Origin of the sequence: Streptosporangium sp. NPDC000095 (assembly GCF_042899335.1) — a bacterium.
Taxonomy (GTDB): domain Bacteria; phylum Actinomycetota; class Actinomycetes; order Streptosporangiales; family Streptosporangiaceae; genus Streptosporangium.
This window is the reverse complement of the sequence record NZ_JBIAZS010000021.1, coordinates 114,180-133,669: the sequence shown is the minus strand read 5'-3', so window position 1 is coordinate 133,669 and position 19,490 is coordinate 114,180. Positions and strand designations below refer to the sequence as shown.

The window sequence follows — 19,490 nt, the reverse complement described above, 5'->3', positions numbered from 1 at the left end:
GGTCCTCAAACACCCCCCCCTGGGGGTGACCGCCGCCGGGGGGGGGTGCCGCTTGCGCGCGGGGGGGCCGCGCCCCCCCCCCCGCGCCCCCGGGGCCCCCCCCGGGGGGGGGCCCCCCCCGGGCCGGTCCGGCCCGGCGGGTCGGCCTGAACGATCAGGCCGACGCGCCGGTAGCCGGACCGGTCGGCGGGGTGGGCCTGCCTGGGGGGTACAGGCCCACGCGCCGTTTGGGAAGTACGGATCAGACGCGGGTCCAGCGCTGGTTGCCCTGGCCGTTGCAGTCCCAGATCTGGAGTCTGGCACCGTTGGCGGTGGAGTTGTTGGACACGTCCAGGCACTTGTTCGCACCGATGGCGGTGATGCTGCCGTCGTTGTTGAGGCGCCACTTCTGGTTGTTCTGGCCGTTGCAGTCCCAGATCTGGACCTGCGCGCCGTTGGCGGTGCTCTGGTTGCTCACGTCCAGGCACTTGTTGCCGTAGACCCGCAGCTCACTCGCGCCGGTCGGCGCCCAGCGCTGGTTGTTCTGGCCGTTGCAGTCCCAGATCTGCACCGCGGCGCCGTTGGCCTGCGAGACGTTGGCGACGTCCAGGCACCTGCCCGAACCGACCCCCCTGATCGCGCTCGTCGGCGAGGGCGAGGGCGTCGAACCGGGGTCGCCGGGCTGGCCGATGCTGCCGGAGACCGACTGGAGGGCGGCGTACCAGGCGGCGGCCATCTTGTCGTAGCCGCCGGCGGTGGGGTGGATGCCGTCGATCAGGTCGGAGGTGGTCAGCTTGCTGTGCATGTCGACCAGGTGGACGCGCTTGCCGCTGTTCACCTTGTTCTGCACGATGCCGGGGATGGCCGCGTTGAAGGTGCGGGCGGCGGACTCCTGCCCGGAGTTGGACAGCGGGATGATGGTGGCGACGAACACGTCCGCGTCAGGCACGGTCGCGGTGATGCGGTCGATCAGGTTGGAGAGCCGCTGGGGCGCGCCGGCCACGTTGTAGTTCTGCAGGATGTCGTTGGTGCCGATGTGCAGCAGCACCGTGCGCGGATTCTGGGTGCGCGCCCAGTTCGTGATGTTCGCGTCGATCTGGTCGATGCGCCAGCCGGGGTGCCCCTGGTGGTCGTGGTCCCCCAGCGAGGCCGGCCCGTTGAACTGTGACCCGACGAAGTCCACCGTGTACCGGCCGGAGACCAGCCGCTGCCACAGGCCGATGCGGTATCCACCCGGCACCTGCGTGCCCTCGGTGATCGAGTCGCCCAGCGGCATGACCCGCACGCCGCCGTTGGACTCCGCGCCGGCGACGCTCGTCCGCGTCACCGCGCCCAGCGCGACCACGATCACAGCCAGAAGCGCCGCTGTGAACCAGCGTCTCCACCTACGCATGCTCAACCTCTTTCCGAAAGCTGAGAGCAGTGACTGCTGACAGCTCGTTTAGCGCTGACGGTCTGTATTCGGAGCACTTTCCAACGAATGTCATGTGGCGGCGGGAGCGGCTCGGGGCACCTCGCGGGTGCCCGCCGGTCACAGGGCTGCGAGGTCCGATGGATCGGGTTGGTCCGGCTTTCGCCGTGCGGAGAATCCTCCTGTCGAGAAATCGGTGACCGTGGGAGGGAATCGCGGATGTGGTGTGTGGCCGGGATTCACGGTCGCCGAGTGGGCCTTTTTGGAGGGCGGGGAGATGTGAGCGCTAACATTTTTCTGCCGGTCGCGGCCTCTTCCAGCGTCGAATGATTGTGGTGGTGCAGCGGAGCAAACACGAGGCGAGGAGAGGCTGTCAAGAGCCGGAAACACGGCGAGACGAACAGGAGACGGAGACGGAGACGGCCCCATCTGGTGTTTCACAGGTCACCGCACCGAACGGGCCGGGGTGACGTGATGAAAATTTCACCGCCGACGTCTCGCCCCGGAAGGGGCACCACGCCCTGCAAGGACCCGCAGACGCCGAAGCGGGTCCATCACGTGTGCGGCACGCGGCGAGACAGATCCTTCCTGCGTGACCTTGACACATTTTGTAATAGTTTCCACACTGAGTCCCCGAGACGGCCCCTACGCCAAGTCGGTGGTGCGCGGCGGGGGCCGTCGACCACGACGCCCGAGTGGTGTGTGTCCCCCCGATGACGGGACGCGGCGTCGATCTCGCGGGGTGTCGCCCCCGCGGTCATCCGGATGTCCAGGTGGCTCCGACAGCTCGTGCACCAGGTGAGAGGGCGCGCACGACCTTCACCCGGCACACGGCCACGGCGCTCATCCCACCTGCGGAACGGCCAGGAGAATCCCCCCACTCCGAGAGGTTTCCGCTCATGTCCTCATCCTTCTCGTTACCGTTCAGCCGCCGCGCGCTGCTCGCCGGAGCCGGAGGCGTCGCAGCCGCCGGCCTGCTGGGATCGCGTCCCGCGTGGGCGGCAGGCGCCCCGAGCAGTTACACCCCGACCTGGGAGTCGGTCGACCAGCACCCGCCGGCTCCGGAGTGGTTCCAGGACGCCAAGTTCGGCATCTACTACCACTGGGGCGTGTTCAGCGTCCCCGCGTTCGCCAACGAGTGGTACCCGCGCACCATGTACTTCAGCGGCTCCAACGAGAACAACCACCACAGGAACGTCTACGGGGATCCCTCGGTGTGGCCGTACCACAACTTCATCAACGGCGCCCCTGACAAGGCGGGCAACTGGGTGCAGTTCGCCCCCAAACTCAGGTCCGCCGGCGGCAACTTCGACCCCAACGAATGGGCGCAGCTGTTCGTCGACGCCGGCGCCAGGTTCGCGGGGCCGGTGGCCGAGCACCACGACGGCTACTCGATGTGGAACAGCAGGGTGAACGAGTGGAACTCGGTCGCCACCGGCCCGAGGCTCGACCTGCTACGGCTGCACGCCGACGCCATCCGGGCCAAGGGCCTCAAGCTGCTGGTCTCCCTGCACCACGCCTACAACTTCACCGGCTTCTTCGAGCGCGTGCCCACCCAGTCCACCGCCTCCCTCAGGAAGCTGTACGGCCAGCTGGACAGGACCGCGGAGAACCAGCTCTGGTACGACAAGCTCAAGGAGGTCATCGACGGCTACCAGCCCGACGTCATCTGGCAGGACTTCAACCTCCCCCAGATCCCCGAGACGCAACGGCTGAACTTCCTCGCCTACTACTACAACCAGGCCATCGCCTGGAACAGGGAGGTGGTCGTCACCTACAAGGACGGCTTCAACAACAGGGGCGAGGTCTACGACTACGAGCGCGGCGGGCCGGCGGGCATCCAGACCCCCTACTGGCTGACCGACGACAGCATCTCCAGCTCAAGCTGGTGTTACACCAACGGCATCGGCTACTACTCGCTCAACGCCATGCTGCACTCGCTGATCGACCGGGTCAGCAAGAACGGCAACATGCTGCTGAACATCGCCCCGACGGCCGACGGCACCATCCCGTCCGGGCAGCGGACGATCCTGCTGGGCATCGGGGACTACCTGCGGCGCTTCGGCGAGTCGATCTACTCCACCCGGGCCTGGACGGCCTTCGGCGAGGGCCCCACGCAGATGGGCGGCGGCTCCTTCGTCACACCACGCGCGGGAACCAACAGGGACATCCGCTTCACGCGCAACAAGACCAACACGGTCCTGTACGCCACCGTGCTCGGCTGGCCGGGCGCCACCCTGGACATCACGACCCTGGGCTCGAACCGGATCAACCTGAGCGGCCTGACCTCGGTGCAGCTCCTCGGCTCCACGGCCGGGTCGTACGTCGACCTGCCCAACCGCAGCCAGGACGGTTCCGGCCTGCACGTCTCGATGCCGTCCTCCACCGCCCCGTTCAGCGCCCCGGCGTACGTGGTCAAGCTGACCTTCTCCGGTCAGATCCCCGCCCTGGGCTCGGGCCCCACCCCGACGGGCTATGTGCGGATCACCAACGGCACCACCGGCCTGGCACTGGACAGCGGCGGCAACGTCGCCTCCGGATCGAACCTCAAGCAGTGGAACGCCTCCGACGGCAGCACCAACCTGCAGTGGCAGCTGGTCGACCTCGGCGGCGGCTGGTACCGCATCGTCAACCGCACCAACGGCATGGTCATCGACAGCTGGGGCAACACCGCCAACGGCGCCAACGCCAGACAGGCCGCCTGGACCGGCAACAACAACCAGCAGTGGCGCCTCAACAGCGTGGGCAACGGCCGCCAGCAGATCATCAACCGCGGCACCAACACCGCCCTCGACGGCATGGGCGACAGCACCGCCGGCTCCACCGTCGCCATGTGGGCCCCCAACAACAGCACCAACAACCAGTGGACCATCACCGCGCTCTGACGTTCCCGGCAATCGAAAGGACACGACGTGAGACGAAGACTCAGCGCCCTGCTCGCGGTCGCCGCGTTACCCATGGTGATCGCGAGCCTGCTCCTCGCGGTCCGGCCCGCCGCGGCCGCGTCGCTCACCCAGGTGACCAACTTCGGCAACAACCCGACGAATACGAGCCTCACGTCCACCCTCACGACCGGGAGCGCGATCAGAGGGGTTGGCTCGGGCAGGTGCCTCGACGTGACCGGCGCCTCGCAGGCCAACGGCACGCCGGTGCAGATCTGGGACTGCAACGGCCAGAACAACCAGCAGTGGACGCCGACCGGTACGAGTGAGCTGCGGGTGTATGACAACAAGTGCCTGGAGGTCTACCAGAGCGCCACCGGCATCGTCACGGTTCAGATCTGGGACTGCAACGGCCAGAACAACCAGAAGTGGCGCCTCAACTCCGACGGCAGCATCACCGCCCTCGGCTCGAACAGGTGCCTGGAGGTACCCGGCAACGCCACGGCCAACGGCACCAGACTCTCCACTCAGTCCTGCAACGGCGGCGCCAACCAGCGTTGGACCCGCACCTGACCTGGTGGCGGACCCGCCCGGCGCGACGGCGCCGGGCGGGTTCCGACGGCGCCGCGCGCCTGCCGTCCGTGTCGCCCGCCCGCGGAGAGTCAGTCGGTCGGCGAGAAGATGCGTTGCTGGATCTCCCTGCGGTAGTCGTCCAGCGTGTTGTCGATGTGCGTCGCCGCGGCCTGGGCCGCCGCCTCGGGGTCACCGGCGCGGATGGCCTGGTAGATGGCGTCGTGCTCCTCGACGGCCTTCGCCGCGTGCCCGCCCACCGAGCCTCGCAGTCCGATGAGGTTGGACTGCGCCTGCAGCCGGCGAGCCTCCCGCACCGCTATCTGGAGGAACATGTTGTGCGAGGCCGTCGCGATGGCGGTGTGGAAGGCGTCGTCGCCCTCGTTGAACAGCTCCTCGCGTCCGGTGTCGAACCCGTAGCGGCACACCCCGGCCCACTTCTCGATGTCTCCCAGCTCCGCCGGGGTGGCGCGGCGGGCGGCCAGCCGGCTGGTCTCCATCTCCTGGGCCCGGCGGAACTCGAACAGCATGTAGATGTGGTCCAGGTCGGTGGGCAGGAAGAAGGACGCCCATCGTCCGGTGCCGAGCATCCCCTCGTCGTCGGCCACGTAGAGGCCGCGCCCTTTCTGGGCGCGTATCCTGCCGAGCGCGGAGAGTATCTTCACCGCCTCGCGCACCACGGTCCGGCTCGTGCCCAGTTGCTGGGCCAGCTCGTTCTCGGTGGGCATTCGATCACCCGGCCGCAGGTGCAGCCTGGTGATCAACTCCAGCACCTGCTCCGCGGCCACCTCGTAGCCCGGCCGGTATGCGCCTTCCACGCGCGGATTATCGATCACGCTACCCGCCCTCTCCCTGCCACCACCTCCTCAAGAGTACGACCAACTGAGGCACGGATCAGCATCAATCCCTCTCAACCTACCTGACATTAAGTGCTACACATCCTGCCCGGGCTCGGATCCACAGCAAGAAGGAAGGAAGGAGTAAGCCCTCTACCTGCACCTATCTTCAAATGAACCCCAACTCTGACAAAGGAACCCCTGTGAGGAGTCAGAAATAAGTGGGCTTAAGGTCTTGACGCGACTCAGCGTGAGGAACGTAATTAGTAGCTAAGTCTCCGGGACGCCTCCTGTCGGAGGGCCCCCCTTTGGCCGGACCACATCTGGAGCGGAGGGGAAGCCACCGGAGACAAGGACGGACATCGCCGTCCATGACGGCAACGCGAACGGTCCCGACCACCTCGGACCAGGGCGCGATTGTTCGGCGACACCTGCAAGAACCGGCCAGGCGTGCTGTTCGGCGCGGGCGAAAACAAAAACGGCGTCGAGCCGCCACACCGGCCGGCTGAAACTCCTCACCCCCCACATGAAGGAGAAGCAAGTGGTCTGCCCACCAAGACATGCCGATATTCGAACCGCAGGGGAGGTCACCTGATGGCGAAGCGGAGATCCCTCTTCGGAGCGATCGCGGTCGCGGCCCTCCTCGTCGTGTCCACGGCACATGCCGCACTGAGCAGCTCCAGCGCCACCGCGTCGTCGTCGGCGGGGGCCCGCGCCCTCGCGCCGACCGCCGGGTGCGGCAAGGCCCCGGGGCTGAACAACGGTACGCAGACGATCCAGAGCGGCGGCAAGACCCGCTCCTTCATCCTGAGACTCCCCGACAACTACAACAACAACACCCCCTACCGGTTGTTCTTCGGATTCCACTGGCGGGGCGGCACCATGAACGACGTCGACTCCGGCGGCACCAGCGGTTACCCGTGGTCCTTCTACGGCATGCGGCAGATGTCGAACAACAACGCGATCTTCGTCGCGCCCCAGGGCATCGGCAACGGCTGGGCCAACTCCGGCAACGAGGACGTGGTCCTCGTCGACGACCTGATCAGGCGGATCGACGCGGCCCTGTGCGTCGACACCTCGCAGCGCTTCGCCATGGGCTTCAGCTACGGCGGCGGTATGAGCTACTCGCTCGCCTGCAGCCGGGCGAACGTCTTCCGCGCGGTCGCGGTCTACGCCGGCGCCCAGCTCAGCGGATGCAGCGACGGCAGCCAGCCCATCGCCTACATGGGACTGCACGGCATCACCGACAACGTCCTCAACATCTCCCAGGGCCGGTCACTGCGTGACAGGTTCGTCAGGAACAACGGCTGCACCCCCCAGAACCCGCCGGAGCCGGGCTCTGGCAGCAGGACGCACATCACCACCACCTACTCGGGCTGCCGCGCGGGCTACCCGGTCGTGTGGGCCGCCTTCGACAACGGTCACATGCCCGGTCCGGTGGACGGGACCTACGCCGAGAGCGGCATCACGACCTGGACCAAGGGCGAGGTGTGGAGGTTCTTCTCGCAGTTCGGCAGCGACCCCAACCCCAACCCGACCCCGACCCCGAACCCGACTCCGACCGCGAACCCGGGAACGCAGACGAGCCCGCTCCGGGGCACGGCCTCGGGCAAGTGCCTCGACGTGACCGGCGCCTCCCAGGCCAACGGCGCCCTCGCGCAGATCTGGGACTGCAACGGCCAGAGCAACCAGCAGTGGACGTCGAACGGCGCGAACGAGCTGCGGGTCTACGGCAACAAGTGCCTGGACGTGAGCAACCAGAGCACCGCCGACGGCGCCGCGGTGCAGATCTGGGACTGCAACGGCCAGAACAACCAGAAGTGGCGCCTCAACTCCGACGGCAGCATCACCGCCCTCGGCTCGAACAAGTGCCTGGACGTGCCCAACAACGCCACGGCCAACGGCACCAAGCTCGTCATCTGGTCCTGCAACGGCGGAGGCAACCAGCGCTGGACCCGGATCTGATCCTCCTGCCGGACCGTCTCTGAGACACCTTCGGGAATCCCCCGCCGGGAAGAACGACCCTCCCGGCGGGGGATTCCGCCCACGGCGGGGCACCTTCGCGTGCCCGCCGTGGGAGAGCGGCACGCCGACCGCTCTCCCACCACCCCCCCACGTAAGGAAGTGCCGTGTTCGAACTCTCGTACTCCGCGATACGGAGACTGATGCTGGCCGGAGCGGCCGCGATCGGATTGACCGCCGCGGCCGCTCTGGTGGCGCCGGTCTCCCCCGCCCTCGCGGCCACCACGACCCTCTACGCCTCCCCCTCCGGCAGCGGCAGCAGCTGCTCCAGCGCCCAGCCGTGCTCGTTGCCGGCCGCGCAGACCGCGGTGCGGGCGCTCACCGGCGCGATGTCCGGCGACATCGTCGTGGAACTGGCCGACGGGGTGTACCGGCTCTCCGCGCCACTACGGTTCACCGCCGCCGACTCCGGTAACAACGGATACCAGGTGATATGGCGGGCCGCCCCGTCGGCGCGCCCCGTGATCAGCGGCGCGAGGGCGGTCACCGGCTGGTCGCTCGCCGACTCAGGGAAGAACATCTGGCGGGCCAACGTCGGCACCGGGGTCGACAGCCGGCAGCTCTACGTCAACGGTGCCATCGCCACACGCGCGCGTACCACCGTGAACCGGTCGGACTTCACCGCCAACAGCAGCGGCCTCTCCTTCACCAACGGCGCCCTGAGCTATCTGAACAACCTCGCCAACAAGAACCAGGTCGAGATGGAGAGCGTCGGCTCGTTCACCGACCGGTACGTGAGGGTGCAGAACATCACCGGGAACTTCATCACGATGCAGCAGCCCGGCTGGAGCAACAACAACTTCGGATACGACACCTTCACCAGCCCGCACCGGGCGGGTCCGCTCTACCTGGCCAATGCCTACGAGTTCCTCGATTCACCGGGCGAGTGGCACCTCAACCCCGGGACCGGCCAGCTCTCCTACATCCCGCTCGCCGGGCAGAACATGAGCAACGTCAGCGTGGAGCTGCCGACGCTGCAGTCCCTGGTGAACGTCGGGGGCACCTACGACGCGCCCGCCCACCACATCTCGTTCACCGGAATCACCTTCACCGGCACGACCTGGATGGGCCCCAGCGGCAACCAGGGCTACGTGGACCAGCAGACCGGCGTCTACATGGCCGGCAACTGGAACTGGCCGGCCTTCTCCTCCTGCCACAACGGCTGCCCGCAGTTCGAGGCCACCCGGCCGAACTGGTACCAGATGCCCGCCGCAGTGCAGGTGTCGGCCGCCAACAACATCACCTTCAGCGATTCGCAGTTCTTCAACCTCGGCCAGACGGCCGTGGGTATCGGCAACGACGCCAACGGCCACACCAGCGGTGTCGGCCTGGGCGCGAGCAACATCACCGTCACCCGGTCCGAGATCGCCCGCACCTCGGCCGGCGGCATCGTGGTCGGCGGCGTGCGCGCCGACGCGCACCACCCCGGCGACCAGCGGATGGTGAACCGGAACATCACCGTCAGCAACAACCGCATCCACGACCTCGGCGTGGAGTACCGGGGCATCGTGTCGGTCCTGACCACCTACGTCAACACCGCCACCGTCTCCAACAACGAGGTCTACAACATGCCGTACACCGGCATGTCGATCGGGTACGGCTGGGGCGCCAACGACGCCGGCGGCAGTGAGCACTACGCCGGTCGCGGCCTGTACAACTACCAGCCGAGGTACACCACGGCCACCACCGCGTCCAACAACCGGCTCACCGGCAACTACGTGCACGACGTCATGCAGCAGATGAACGACGGCGGATGCATCTACACGCTGTCGGCGAACCCGAACGCGGTGATCAGCGACAACTACTGCCTGCGGACCAACGGCTACTTCGGGCTCTACTTCGACGAGGGCTCGCGCTACTACACCGCTCGCAACAACGTCTTCTCCTCCACCGGCACCTGGGCCACCGCCAACTACTGGTACGCCGAGAACATGGGGAACTTCACCGTCACCAACAACTGGTCGACCAACAACAGCACCAACGTGACCAACGGCGACCGGGGCAACGTCGTCAACGGCAACGTCACGGTCACCAACGGCAACTGGCCCTCGGGAGCCCAGGCCGTGATGGCGGCCGCCGGCCCCCAGACGAGCGGTAACCCGCAGCAGAGCGCGCAGATCGTCGGGGCCCAGTCGAACCGCTGCGTCGACGTCACCGGCAACAGCACCGCCAACGGAGCCCAGGCACATCTCTGGGACTGTGGCAGCGCCACCAGCCAGCGTTGGACCCACACCTCGGGCAAGCAGCTGCAGGTGTACGGCAACAAGTGCCTGGACGCCTACGGCCAGGGAACCGCCAACGGCACCCAGGTGGTGATCTGGGACTGCAACGGGCAAGCGAACCAGCAGTGGAACGTCAACGCCAACGGCACCATCACGGGCGTGCAGTCAGGGCTGTGCCTGGACGCGCCCAGCAACGGCACCGCCAACGGCACCAAGCTCAACCTCTGGGCCTGCAACGGCGGCGCCAACCAGCGCTGGAGCCTGCGCAACTGATCCAGCCGTCTCATGTCTTCGCCGGGGCGGCCCACCGCCCCGGCGAAAGCCGTCACCCGCCCCCGGCCGGGGGCGGGGGCGGGGGCGGACGGGCCCCACCCGTCCGGGACGCTCCGGGGGCAGTCGAGGGCACTGCCGCCGGAACGCGGGTCCCCATCCCGCCCACACCACCGAACACGAGGGAAAGCACCACATGAGCACGCCGGGCGACATCGACGACCTCCTGCGGCATCTGGAACGCGAAGGTCTCGTCCTTCATCTCGGCATCGGTGACGCCACCGTGTGGTTCGCCGCCGAGTTCCGCGAGCGCATGATCGCCGAACGGCTCGCGATGCTGCCCGACGAGCCCCTGGTGAGCGTCGCCACGGCCGCCGCGGTGCTCAACGTCCCGCACTCCCACGTCATCGCCGAGGTGCGCGCCGCGACCCTCGCCGGCCACGACAACGGCCGGCAGATCCGGGTGCGGCGCGAGTCCCTGGTACGGCGCGTCACCGCCCTGGGCCTGACCGGGCCGGCTCCTTCCACCGAGTCCTCGGACCTCCCCGGCGACCCCGCGCGAGGGAACGCGTGTCCATAGGCCGGCCCTCAGCGCTCCAGGCGTACGGGATCGCCCGGCCCGCCGCGACGAACGAGCCAGGCTTCGGTGATGTGCGTGAACATCGCCCCGGCGGCGCCGCCGGGGTCGTGGGCGGCGATGTGCTCGTAAATACGGCGATGACCGAGGTTGGACGCCACGCACAGTGCCCGCTGGGGCTGGCCCATGTAGCGGGCGGTGTTGATGACCTGGCTCTCCAGTGCCCGCACCACGCCGCGGGCGATGCGGTTTCCGGACGCCTGCATGATCGTGTCGTGGAAGGCGCGGTCGTGGTCGGCGTAGGTGACATGATCGTCCACGAGCTCGTCCATCCGGTCCACCAGCGCACGCAGCCGATCGATGGTGTCCTGGTCCGCGAGGCGAGCGGCGAGATTCGCCATGTCGGACTCCAGCACGCGCCGCGTGACGACGAGGTCGTCGAGGATCGCCAGGCTCTCGTCCTCGGCGATGGTCGCCGCGAGGACGAGTTCGTCGAGCATGTCCCACATCGTCGGAGAGGTGACTATGGTGCCGCTGCCCTGGCGGACCTGCACCAGCCCCTTCTCCTGAAGGATCTTCACCGCCTCGCGGATGACGGTCCGGCTCACCGAGAAGGTCTCGCAGAGGACCGGCTCGGCGGGCAGCGGTGTGCCGGGCGGGTGCGCTCCGCGAACGATGCGCTCCACCAGCTCCGCCGTGACCGCCCTGGCGAGGTTCGCCGGCCGTCGCACCCACGCCGGAGGGGACGCCAAGCTCAGGGGCGACTCCTGTGATGCCGTCATATCTCCTCCGGTGCCGCGGGCGGCGCCACATTTCAACATCAGTATATGTCACGCATATTGACGTCAGACGTCATACGAATTACGTTTCGCCTCAAACGAAGGCCGGGTGAGCCCGGCCACCCTCTGGAGAGTGAACAGCAATGAAGCAGCGAGCACTCTGGTCGGCCGTCCTGGCCGCGGGGCTGGTCTTGACCGGCTGCGGAAGCGCCACGCGACCCACGTCGTCGCCGAGCGAGTCCGGCAAGGTCACGAAACTCGTGGTCTGGGACTGGAAATCGGGTGAGGCGTCCGCCGCCAACTACATCCAGAAGGCGAAGGACGACTTCGCCAAGAAGCATCCGGACGTCACGGTCGAGTTCGTGGCCCAGCCCTTCGACCAGTACTACACCCTGCTGGGCTCGGCGATTCAGTCCAGCGCGGGGCCTGACGTCATGCTCTTCAACGGAGGCGGCCAGATCCGCGACCGCGTGGACGCGCTCCTTCCGCTCGACCAGTACGTGGCCGAGGACAAGCAGCGCCTGGCGGGCTGGGACGCGTTCAGCGAGGCAGGCAAGATCTACGCCGCGCCGTTGACGTTGCAGGGCCACCCGATCTACTACAACAAGACGCTGTACGAGAAGGCGGGACTCGACCCGGCGAACCCCGCCACCACCTGGGACAAGTTCCTCGACGACTGCGCCACCATCAAGAAGGCGACCGGGGCCAAGTGCTTCGCGCTCGGCAACAAGGAGGGCGCCGGCATCCAGTTCTTCATGTCGGGCCTCGGCTCGGGCATCCTGACAGCACAGGAGTACGACGACTGGATCGCCGGGAAGCGCGTCTGGGACTCCCCCAACGTGAAGAAGATCTTCAAGCTGTGGAAGGACACCGGCGACGCGAAGCTGAACAACGACGGGGCCAACTCGACCGCGATGTTCAACGACGCCTTCACGATCTTCAACTCCGGTAAGGCCGCCCACATCATCGGCCTGATGTCCGACATCGGGCACTGGAAGGACTTCAGCGAGTTCCTGGGGGCCGACAAGCTCGGCGTCATGCCCGCTCCGGTCGTCACCGACGGGGTGACCCCGAGCCTCGCCTACGACGGCGGCATCGGCTACGGCGTCGCGAAGTGGGCGAAGGACCCCAAGCTCGCCGCCGACCTGGTGCGGTCGCTGACCACCACCGACGCTCTCACCTCCTTCTACTCCGACGCCGGCGCGATCGCGTCCGACACCACGATCGACGTCTCGCAGGCCCCCGCGGCCGTCGGCACGCTCGTCTCCCAGCTCAAGGAAGGCAAGCCCGCGCTGCATGTCGCGCTGTCCTCCAAGACCCTGGACCTGATGGGAAGGCTTTCCCAGCAGCTCCTGAGCGGCTCGGCGACCGTCGACGAGGTAGTGGAGCAGCTGGCCGCCTCGGATCGGGCGAGCTGATCTCGTGCCGGTCAGAGATTCTTCACCGTCTGCCCGCCCGGTCGGTTCCGGGCGGGCAGACGGTGCGGGCGGTGCGGGGGAAGCAAAGAAAACAGGGCCGCGGGCACGCCGCGCCGACGCCGGGAACGTTTCCCGGCCGTCCTCCCGCTCGTTGCGCTCCGAGCGCCTCGCGCCTTACGTTCTGGTGGCTCCGGCCCTACTGATCATCGTGGCCCTGCGGCTGTGGCCGCTGCTGCTGGGCGTCAACTTCTCCTTCACCGGCGACGGTGAGCGCAACGGGGCGATGGTCGGCTTCGACAACTACCTGGAGATGTTCCAGGACGCGACGTTCCAGAGCGCGCTGCGCAACGTGCTGCTGCTGGTGCTGCTGCTTCCCGTCGCGGTGGCCATCCCCGGGCTGCTCGCGACGTTCATCTACCTGCGCGTTCCCGGGCATCGGGTCTTCCGTAGCGTCTACTTCTTCCCGGCCGTGCTCTCCCCGGTGATCGTCGGTGCGATCTTCAACCTGATGCTCGCCTTCGACGGCCCGCTGAACTCCATCCTCGCGACGATCGGCCTCGGCCCGGTCGACTGGCTCGGCGATCCGGATGTCGCCATGTTCGCGGTGGTCGGCGTGCAGATCTGGGCGACGTTCGGGATGGCCCTGGTGGTGTTCCTCGCCGGATTCGCCACCCTGGACTCCGCGCTCCTGGACGCGGCCAGGATGGACGGCGCATCGCTCCCGCAGACCATCTGGCACGTGATCATCCCGGGCCTGACCCGCACCATTCAGTTCGTCTTCGTGACCACGATGATCGGGATGCTGACATCCATGTTCGGCCTGCTGTACGTCATGACCAGCGGCGGCCCGGAGGGGTCCACCTACCTGCCGGAGTACTACGTCTGGATCCAGCAGGGACAGATGAACCGCCCGGCGCTCGCCTCGGCCGCGTCGACGGTCCTCTTCCTCATCATGCTCGTGGTGGGGCTCCTGCAGATCAGCGTGCTCCGCCGCGCGGGGAGGCAGGACTGATGCTCGGCAAGAGACTGATCAGGTGGGTGCTCGCCGTTCCGATGGCGCTCCTCGCGCTGGCGACGATCTACCCCCTCGTGTTCACCGTCAACGTCGCCCTGAAGACCCGGCGTGAGTACGTCCTCGACCGCTTCGCCCTGACGACCTCCCTGCAGTGGGAGAACATCGTCACGGCGTGGACCAGTGTCGGCATGGCACGATACTTCGCCAACTCGCTCATCGTGGTGACGATCTCGGTGGTCCTGCTGCTCCTCTTCGGGTCGATGGCGGGCTTCGCGCTGAGCCAGCTGCGGTTTCGCGGTTCCAAGGTGCTTTTCCTCGGCTGTCTCGCGGCGCTGCTCATCCCGTTTCAGGTGATCATGGTGCCGCTCGCGCGGGTCATGGCCGACAGCGGCCTCATCGACACCTACCCGGGGTTGATCCTCGCCTACGTCGCGCAGTTCCTGCCGTTCACCATCTTCCTGATGACGAGTTACTACAAGACCATCCCGGCGGAGATCGTCGACGCGGCGAGGATCGACGGGAACACCACGTACGGCGTCTACCGGCGGATCATGCTGCCCATGGGCACTCCGGCGCTGCTGTCGGTCGGCATTCTCAACACGCTGTTCTGCTGGAACGACGTGCTCATCGCCCTGCTGATGATGCCGTCGGCCGACCACCGCACCCTCATGGTCGGGGTCACCTCGCTGCGTGGACAGTACTCCGACAACATCCCCACCTTCGCCTCCGGGGTGCTGATCGCCGCCGTACCCATGTTGATGATCTATCTCTTTCTCCAGCGCCAGATCGCCGACGGGGTCACCGCCGGTTCCACGAAGGGCTGACATGCGTATTTCGGGGTATCGCACTTTGACGACGGTCCAGGAATGGGACCGTCCTGTCGGTGATTCCAACGGCCTGTACGCCGACGGCGTCGTTCCGGTGTCCATCGTCATGGTGGACACCGACGAGGGGATCACCGGTGTCGGCATCGGACCTCACGTGGAGATCGACGGCGTCTTCGCCGCCATCGAGGGTGAGGACCCGCGCGGCGTGGCGGCGCTGTACGACCGCATGCTGCGGCAGACCTTCAAGGCGGGCCACGCGGGCGCGGTGTTCGGGACCATCGGCGCCATGGACACCGCCCTGTGGGACATCAAGGCGAAGATCGCCGGCGAACCGCTCTGGCGTCTGCTGGGCGGGCGCGACAGGCGGGTCCCCGCCTACGCCTCCGGTCTGGACATCGGCCTGACCGACGACGAGCTCGTCTCGGCCTACGAGGTCTACGCCCGGTACGGCCTGCGGGCCGCCAAGATCAAGGGCGGCCTCGACATCGAGCGGGACAGGCACCGTCTGACGCTGGTGCAGGAGGTCCTGACCGAGGCCGGGCACGGAAGGCGGCCGGGCCTGATGCTCGACGTGAACGAGTCGTGGTCGCGCAAACAGGCGATCCGGCACGTCTGCGAGCTGGAGCGCACCCTGGATCTCACCTGGATCGAGGAGCCCGTCCGGCGGTGGGACGCCGAGGGCCATGCCACCGTCGGCAGGGGGATCCGCGCGTCGGTCGCCACCGGGGAGAACCTCACCGGACTTGAGCAGTATCGCCCGCTGCTGGCCGCGGGAGCCGTCGACATCGTCCAGACGGCCGCGGTCTGGGGTGTCTCCCATTTCCTGCGGGTGTCGGCCCTGGCTCACGCCCACGATCTGCCGGTCAGCCCGATCGGCAACATCCCGATCGGCCTGCTGCACGCCGCGACCTCGGTGCCGAACCACATCGCCAGCGAGTTGCAGGACCTGCGTCCGCCACTGGGGGTGTCCGTCGACCTGCACGTCGAGGACGGCGCGTTCCACCTCGGGGACTCGCCCGGCCTGGGCGTCACGGTCGACGAGGACGTCATCAGGGGGTTCACCCACCGGCCGGGCACCCTGACGGCCGACGGCCCCGGCGTCCGCCCCGAGCAGGCCGGACGCCGGCTGCTCTCGGTGACCGATCACGATCAGGTCGCGCAGCAGCGCCTGCTCGCCCCCCTGGCCGTGGACCTGCGCGACCGAACGCCGAGGTAGCCCTTCAGCGTTCGACACCGACGGCCCACGCCGTGTCCCCGGGCCGGATGAGCGTCCCGGGCCGGAAGAAAGGAACGCGCGTGCGTTCGTCGTTCGTGCCACACAGACGCGCCTCGGCCCCGGCGGAGACCTCACGGGCCGGCCACACGATCGTGGTCGCGCCCACCGGGGCCGAGAACGCCGACGACGGCGGCCCCGGCACCACGAGTCGGCCACTGGCGACCCTGTGGGAGGCACGGCGGCGGGCGCGCGAGGCGGCGGCCGAGGGCGACCGCGACGTCGTCGTCCTGCTCCTGGACGGGATCCACCGACTGCTCTCGCCGCTGCGCCTGGACGCCGCCGACTCCGGGCGCGGCGGGCACACCGTGACCTGGAGGGCGGCGCGCGGGGCCAGGCCCGTACTGAGCGGCGCCCGGCCCGTCACCGGCTGGGAACCCGACGACCCCGACGACGAGGCCACGGGCGTCTACCGGGCCCGGGTCGGCACCGGATTCGACACCCGGCAGCTCTACGTCGACGGGGTCCTCGCGCGACGCGCGCGGATCAGGCTGGCACCCGGCGACATCACGCCGACCGCGACCGGTTTCACCGTCGACAACCCCGACCTCGCCTACCTGGCCACCCTGCCCGACCAGGGGCGCATCGAACTGCAGGCGATGCTGACGTTCACCAACCGGTTCGCGCCGCTGCGGAGCGTCTCCGGATCGACGGTCGTCATGCAACAGCCGGCCTGGGACAACAACACCTACGGCTACGACACCGTCCAGGCTCCGTTCCGCACCCCGACGTTCTTCCTGCTCAACTCCAGGAGTTTCCTGACCGAGCCCGGCGAGTGGTATCTGGACCCGGCGACGGGGACGCTCTACTACAAACCGCTCCCGGGGCAGGACATCTCACGCGCGCGGGTGGAGCTGCCGCGGCTGGAATCGCTGCTCCAGGTCGGCGGCACCTACGACGAGCCCGCCCGCAACCTGCGATTCGAGGGCCTCACCTTCACCGGCACCACGTGGCTGCGTCCCGGTTCGTCCGACGGGTACGCCAACCAGCAGACCGGCGTGTTCATCAGCGGCGTCCAGCCCCGCCGACCAGCCGACGCGTTCACCTCGTGCTCCGTCGGCTGCACGGGGCTTGAGGCGTCTCGTAACGACTGGGCACAGGCGCCCGCGGCGGTGCAGGTGTCGGCGGCCGACGACATCGGGTTCCTCGACAGCACCTTCGTCAACCTCGGTTCCGTCGGCATCGGCATCGGCAACGACGCGGGCGCCCATGCCACCGGCGTGGGGCTGGGCGCGCACCGGGTCTCGGTGGTGGGGAGCACGTTCACCGCGAGTGCCGGCGGCGGGATCGTGGTCGGCGGCGTGCGCCCCGACGCGCACCATCCGTCCGACCCCCGTATGGTCAACAGCGACATCGTGCTCAGCGACAACCGCGTCCACGCGACCGCGCTCGAATACCTGGACCAGGCCGCGATTCTCGCCACCTACGTCACGCGGCTGACCATCGAGCACAACCACGTCTCCGAGATGCCCTACATCGGCATCGGCGTCGGTTACGGCTGGGGCGCCAACGACGCGGGAGGCAGCCCCGACTACGTCGATCGCGGGCTTTACCGCTTCCAGCCGGTCCACGACACGCCCACGACTCTGAGTGACGTCCACATCGTGGGCAACCACGTGCGCGACGTCGTGCGGACGATGTACGCCGCCGGCTGCATCTACGCGCTCTCGGCGATACCCCGCAGCCGCGTCGAGGAGAACTTCTGCGAGAACAGCGGCCAGTACGGCCTGTACTTCGACGAGGGTGCCCGGTACCTGAGCGTGCGCCGCAACGTGTTCGCCGACACCGCGGAGCAGTGGGCGCACGCCAACAACGGCGTCGCCAACCACACCGGTGATCTCACCCTGGTCGGGAACTACACCACCAACCCCGCCGTCACCGGCATCGCCGACGGCGACCGCGGCAACGTCGTCCGCGGCAACGTCGTCGTCACCGACGGCAACCTCCCGATCGAGGCCAGCCGGGTGATCTACGAGGCGGGTCCCGCCGGGCCGTACCGCGGCGCCCCCGACCCGCGGCGTCCCCCGGCCGGCGCCTTCCTGTCCGCCGATCCGGTCACCGTGGGGGCCGGTGGTTCGACCATCGTCACCGTCACGGTGGAGAACCTGGGCGAGCGTCCGGCCACCGGCCTGGCCGTCTCGATCGCCGCCTTGCGGGGCTGGCGGGCCGAACGCGCCGGCGAACCGGTGAGAGACGTGCTCGCCCCCGGCGACTCGGCCACCGAGACCTGGAAGGTCACGGCACCCGAGTCGTTCGCGTCCCCGGCCGATCGCGCGCAGATCAAGGCGTCGGTGATGTTCCGAGCGGGTGAGACCGAGTACGTCCTGAACAGATCGCTCACGCTGACCGCGCCCGTCCCGTCACGAGGAGACGGAACGCCGGCCTGACGTCCCGGAGGCCGACGCGCCAAGCCTCTGGGACATCAGGCCGATCCAAGGATCGACGGCTCACCATCGGCAGGCCCGGGTCCGGTGAACCCGGGACCGCCGTGGTGCTTTTCCTGTCGAGGCCACGCGAGCGACCTCGCGCGCGGGGGTCCGCGCGACCACTCAGGGGCGAAGCGGCTCGATGTTCAGCACTCCGGAGCGGAAGACCGCCACGTCGACCTGGGCGCCGTGGAAGCCCGCCTCGCGTACGGCGGGGACCAGGCCCGGCAGGCCTGAGGCCCGGGGCAGCAGGTCGGCGTCCAGTTCCACCCGCGCCCGGTCGCCGAGGTCGCGTACCCGCAGGTCGGTGACCGTCAGGCCGGCTCCGGCCAGCAGGCGGCGCACCGCCCGCTCGGCCGTCTCGACGCGGTGCAGCCTGGCCGGTGTCACCTCCACGCCGTAGGCCACCCGGCTGGCCAGGCAGGGCGCGGCCGGCTTGTCCCAGACGGTCAGGTCCCATGCCTTGCAGGCCCGCCGTACCTCGGCCTTGGTCAGACCGGCGTCCCGCAGCGGGGCGAGCACCCCGCGCTCGTCGGCGGCCCTGATCCCCGGCCGGAACGGGTCGGCGGCGTCGTCGGCGTTGGTGCCGGTGGCGACGTGCGCGAAGCCGTGGTCGGCCGCCACCCGGCCGATCACGTCGAGCACCTCCGACTTGCAGAAGTAGCAGCGGTCGCGGCCGTTCGCCCGGTAGCCGGGGTTCGCCGTCTCGGCGGTGCCGGGCAACAGGTGCCGTACGCCGAGCGAGAGCGCGAACCGCCGTGCCGCGTCGAGTTCCTCGGCCGCCAGGCTGTCGGAGACCGCCGTCACCGCCAGGACTCTGTCGGCGACTCTGCCGGTCCCGGCCGAGCGGGCCGCCGCCGCCAGCACCAGCGCGGAGTCGACCCCGCCGGAGAAGGCGACGGCGAGCGAGGGCAGGGCCGCCAGCCGGTCGAGCAGCGTGGCGATCTTGGCGTCGAGGGCCGTCATCGTGTTCCTTTCCGCGT

The 19,490-nt window shown here is 68.5% G+C and carries 14 protein-coding genes; 10 read left to right on the top strand and 4 right to left on the bottom strand.

All coding sequences use genetic code 11. The features are described 5' to 3' along the window. Positions 1–241 precede the first annotated feature (241 nt). Positions 242–1,372 (bottom strand): ricin-type beta-trefoil lectin domain protein, encoded by a 1,131-nt coding sequence (locus tag ACFY3V_RS35015; RefSeq protein WP_389779445.1) that lies wholly within the window; start codon positions 1,370–1,372, stop codon positions 242–244. 917 nt (positions 1,373–2,289) lie between these two features. On the opposite strand from ACFY3V_RS35015, the gene ACFY3V_RS35010 reads away from it, so the two are divergent. Then, a complete protein-coding gene (locus ACFY3V_RS35010; protein ID WP_389779443.1) occupies positions 2,290–4,275 on the top strand; it encodes an alpha-L-fucosidase in 1,986 nt (661 codons plus the stop codon). A gap of 27 nt (positions 4,276–4,302) precedes the next feature. After that, a complete protein-coding gene (locus ACFY3V_RS35005) occupies positions 4,303–4,845 on the top strand; it encodes an RICIN domain-containing protein (RefSeq protein ID WP_362907309.1) in 543 nt (180 codons plus the stop codon). Between the two features lie 89 nt (positions 4,846–4,934). Here ACFY3V_RS35005 and ACFY3V_RS35000 read toward each other — a convergent pair whose 3' ends face one another. After that, positions 4,935–5,660: a FadR/GntR family transcriptional regulator gene (locus ACFY3V_RS35000; protein ID WP_350946299.1), complete on the bottom strand. Its 726-nt coding sequence runs from the start codon at positions 5,658–5,660 to the stop codon at positions 4,935–4,937. Between the two features lie 612 nt (positions 5,661–6,272). On the opposite strand from ACFY3V_RS35000, the gene ACFY3V_RS34995 reads away from it, so the two are divergent. The 3 genes from ACFY3V_RS34995 to ACFY3V_RS34985 all read left to right on the top strand — a co-directional run bounded on the left by ACFY3V_RS34995 (position 6,273) and on the right by ACFY3V_RS34985 (position 10,772). Continuing rightward, entirely contained in the window at positions 6,273–7,643 is a 1,371-nt protein-coding gene (locus tag ACFY3V_RS34995; protein WP_389779441.1) for a lectin, read from the top strand. Between the two features lie 164 nt (positions 7,644–7,807). Continuing rightward, positions 7,808–10,195, top strand: coding sequence for a ricin-type beta-trefoil lectin domain protein (locus tag ACFY3V_RS34990; protein ID WP_389779439.1), 2,388 nt, complete (start codon positions 7,808–7,810; stop codon positions 10,193–10,195). A 193-nt stretch (positions 10,196–10,388) separates the two neighbouring features. Further along, positions 10,389–10,772, top strand: a complete 384-nt coding sequence (locus ACFY3V_RS34985; protein WP_350946302.1) for a hypothetical protein — start codon at positions 10,389–10,391, stop codon at positions 10,770–10,772. A gap of 8 nt (positions 10,773–10,780) precedes the next feature. Here the strand turns inward: ACFY3V_RS34985 and ACFY3V_RS34980 are convergent, their stop codons facing one another. Continuing rightward, positions 10,781–11,551 (bottom strand): FadR/GntR family transcriptional regulator, encoded by a 771-nt coding sequence (locus tag ACFY3V_RS34980; RefSeq protein WP_362907302.1) that lies wholly within the window; start codon positions 11,549–11,551, stop codon positions 10,781–10,783. Positions 11,552–11,691: 140 nt separating this feature from the next. Between ACFY3V_RS34980 and ACFY3V_RS34975 the strand changes: the two genes are divergently transcribed. From ACFY3V_RS34975 to ACFY3V_RS34955, 5 genes are all read left to right on the top strand, one after another. Beyond that, the gene (locus ACFY3V_RS34975) at positions 11,692–12,966 is read left to right on the top strand and encodes an extracellular solute-binding protein (protein WP_362907300.1); all 1,275 of its coding nucleotides are present in this window, start codon (positions 11,692–11,694) and stop codon (positions 12,964–12,966) included. Positions 12,967–13,150: 184 nt separating this feature from the next. Then, positions 13,151–13,978: a sugar ABC transporter permease gene (locus tag ACFY3V_RS34970; RefSeq protein ID WP_350946305.1), complete on the top strand. Its 828-nt coding sequence runs from the start codon at positions 13,151–13,153 to the stop codon at positions 13,976–13,978. Beyond that, positions 13,978–14,805, top strand: a complete 828-nt coding sequence (locus ACFY3V_RS34965; protein WP_350946306.1) for a carbohydrate ABC transporter permease — start codon at positions 13,978–13,980, stop codon at positions 14,803–14,805. Before ACFY3V_RS34970 ends, ACFY3V_RS34965 begins: the two co-directional genes overlap by 1 nt. Before the next feature lie 25 nt (positions 14,806–14,830). After that, entirely contained in the window at positions 14,831–16,024 is a 1,194-nt protein-coding gene (locus ACFY3V_RS34960; protein WP_350946307.1) for a mandelate racemase/muconate lactonizing enzyme family protein, read from the top strand. A gap of 80 nt (positions 16,025–16,104) precedes the next feature. Continuing rightward, positions 16,105–18,468: an NEW3 domain-containing protein gene (locus ACFY3V_RS34955; RefSeq protein ID WP_389779435.1), complete on the top strand. Its 2,364-nt coding sequence runs from the start codon at positions 16,105–16,107 to the stop codon at positions 18,466–18,468. 162 nt (positions 18,469–18,630) lie between these two features. Here the strand turns inward: ACFY3V_RS34955 and larE are convergent, their stop codons facing one another. Further along, the gene (larE, locus tag ACFY3V_RS34950; RefSeq protein WP_362907295.1) at positions 18,631–19,473 is read right to left on the bottom strand and encodes an ATP-dependent sacrificial sulfur transferase LarE; all 843 of its coding nucleotides are present in this window, start codon (positions 19,471–19,473) and stop codon (positions 18,631–18,633) included. Positions 19,474–19,490: the final 17 nt, after the last annotated feature.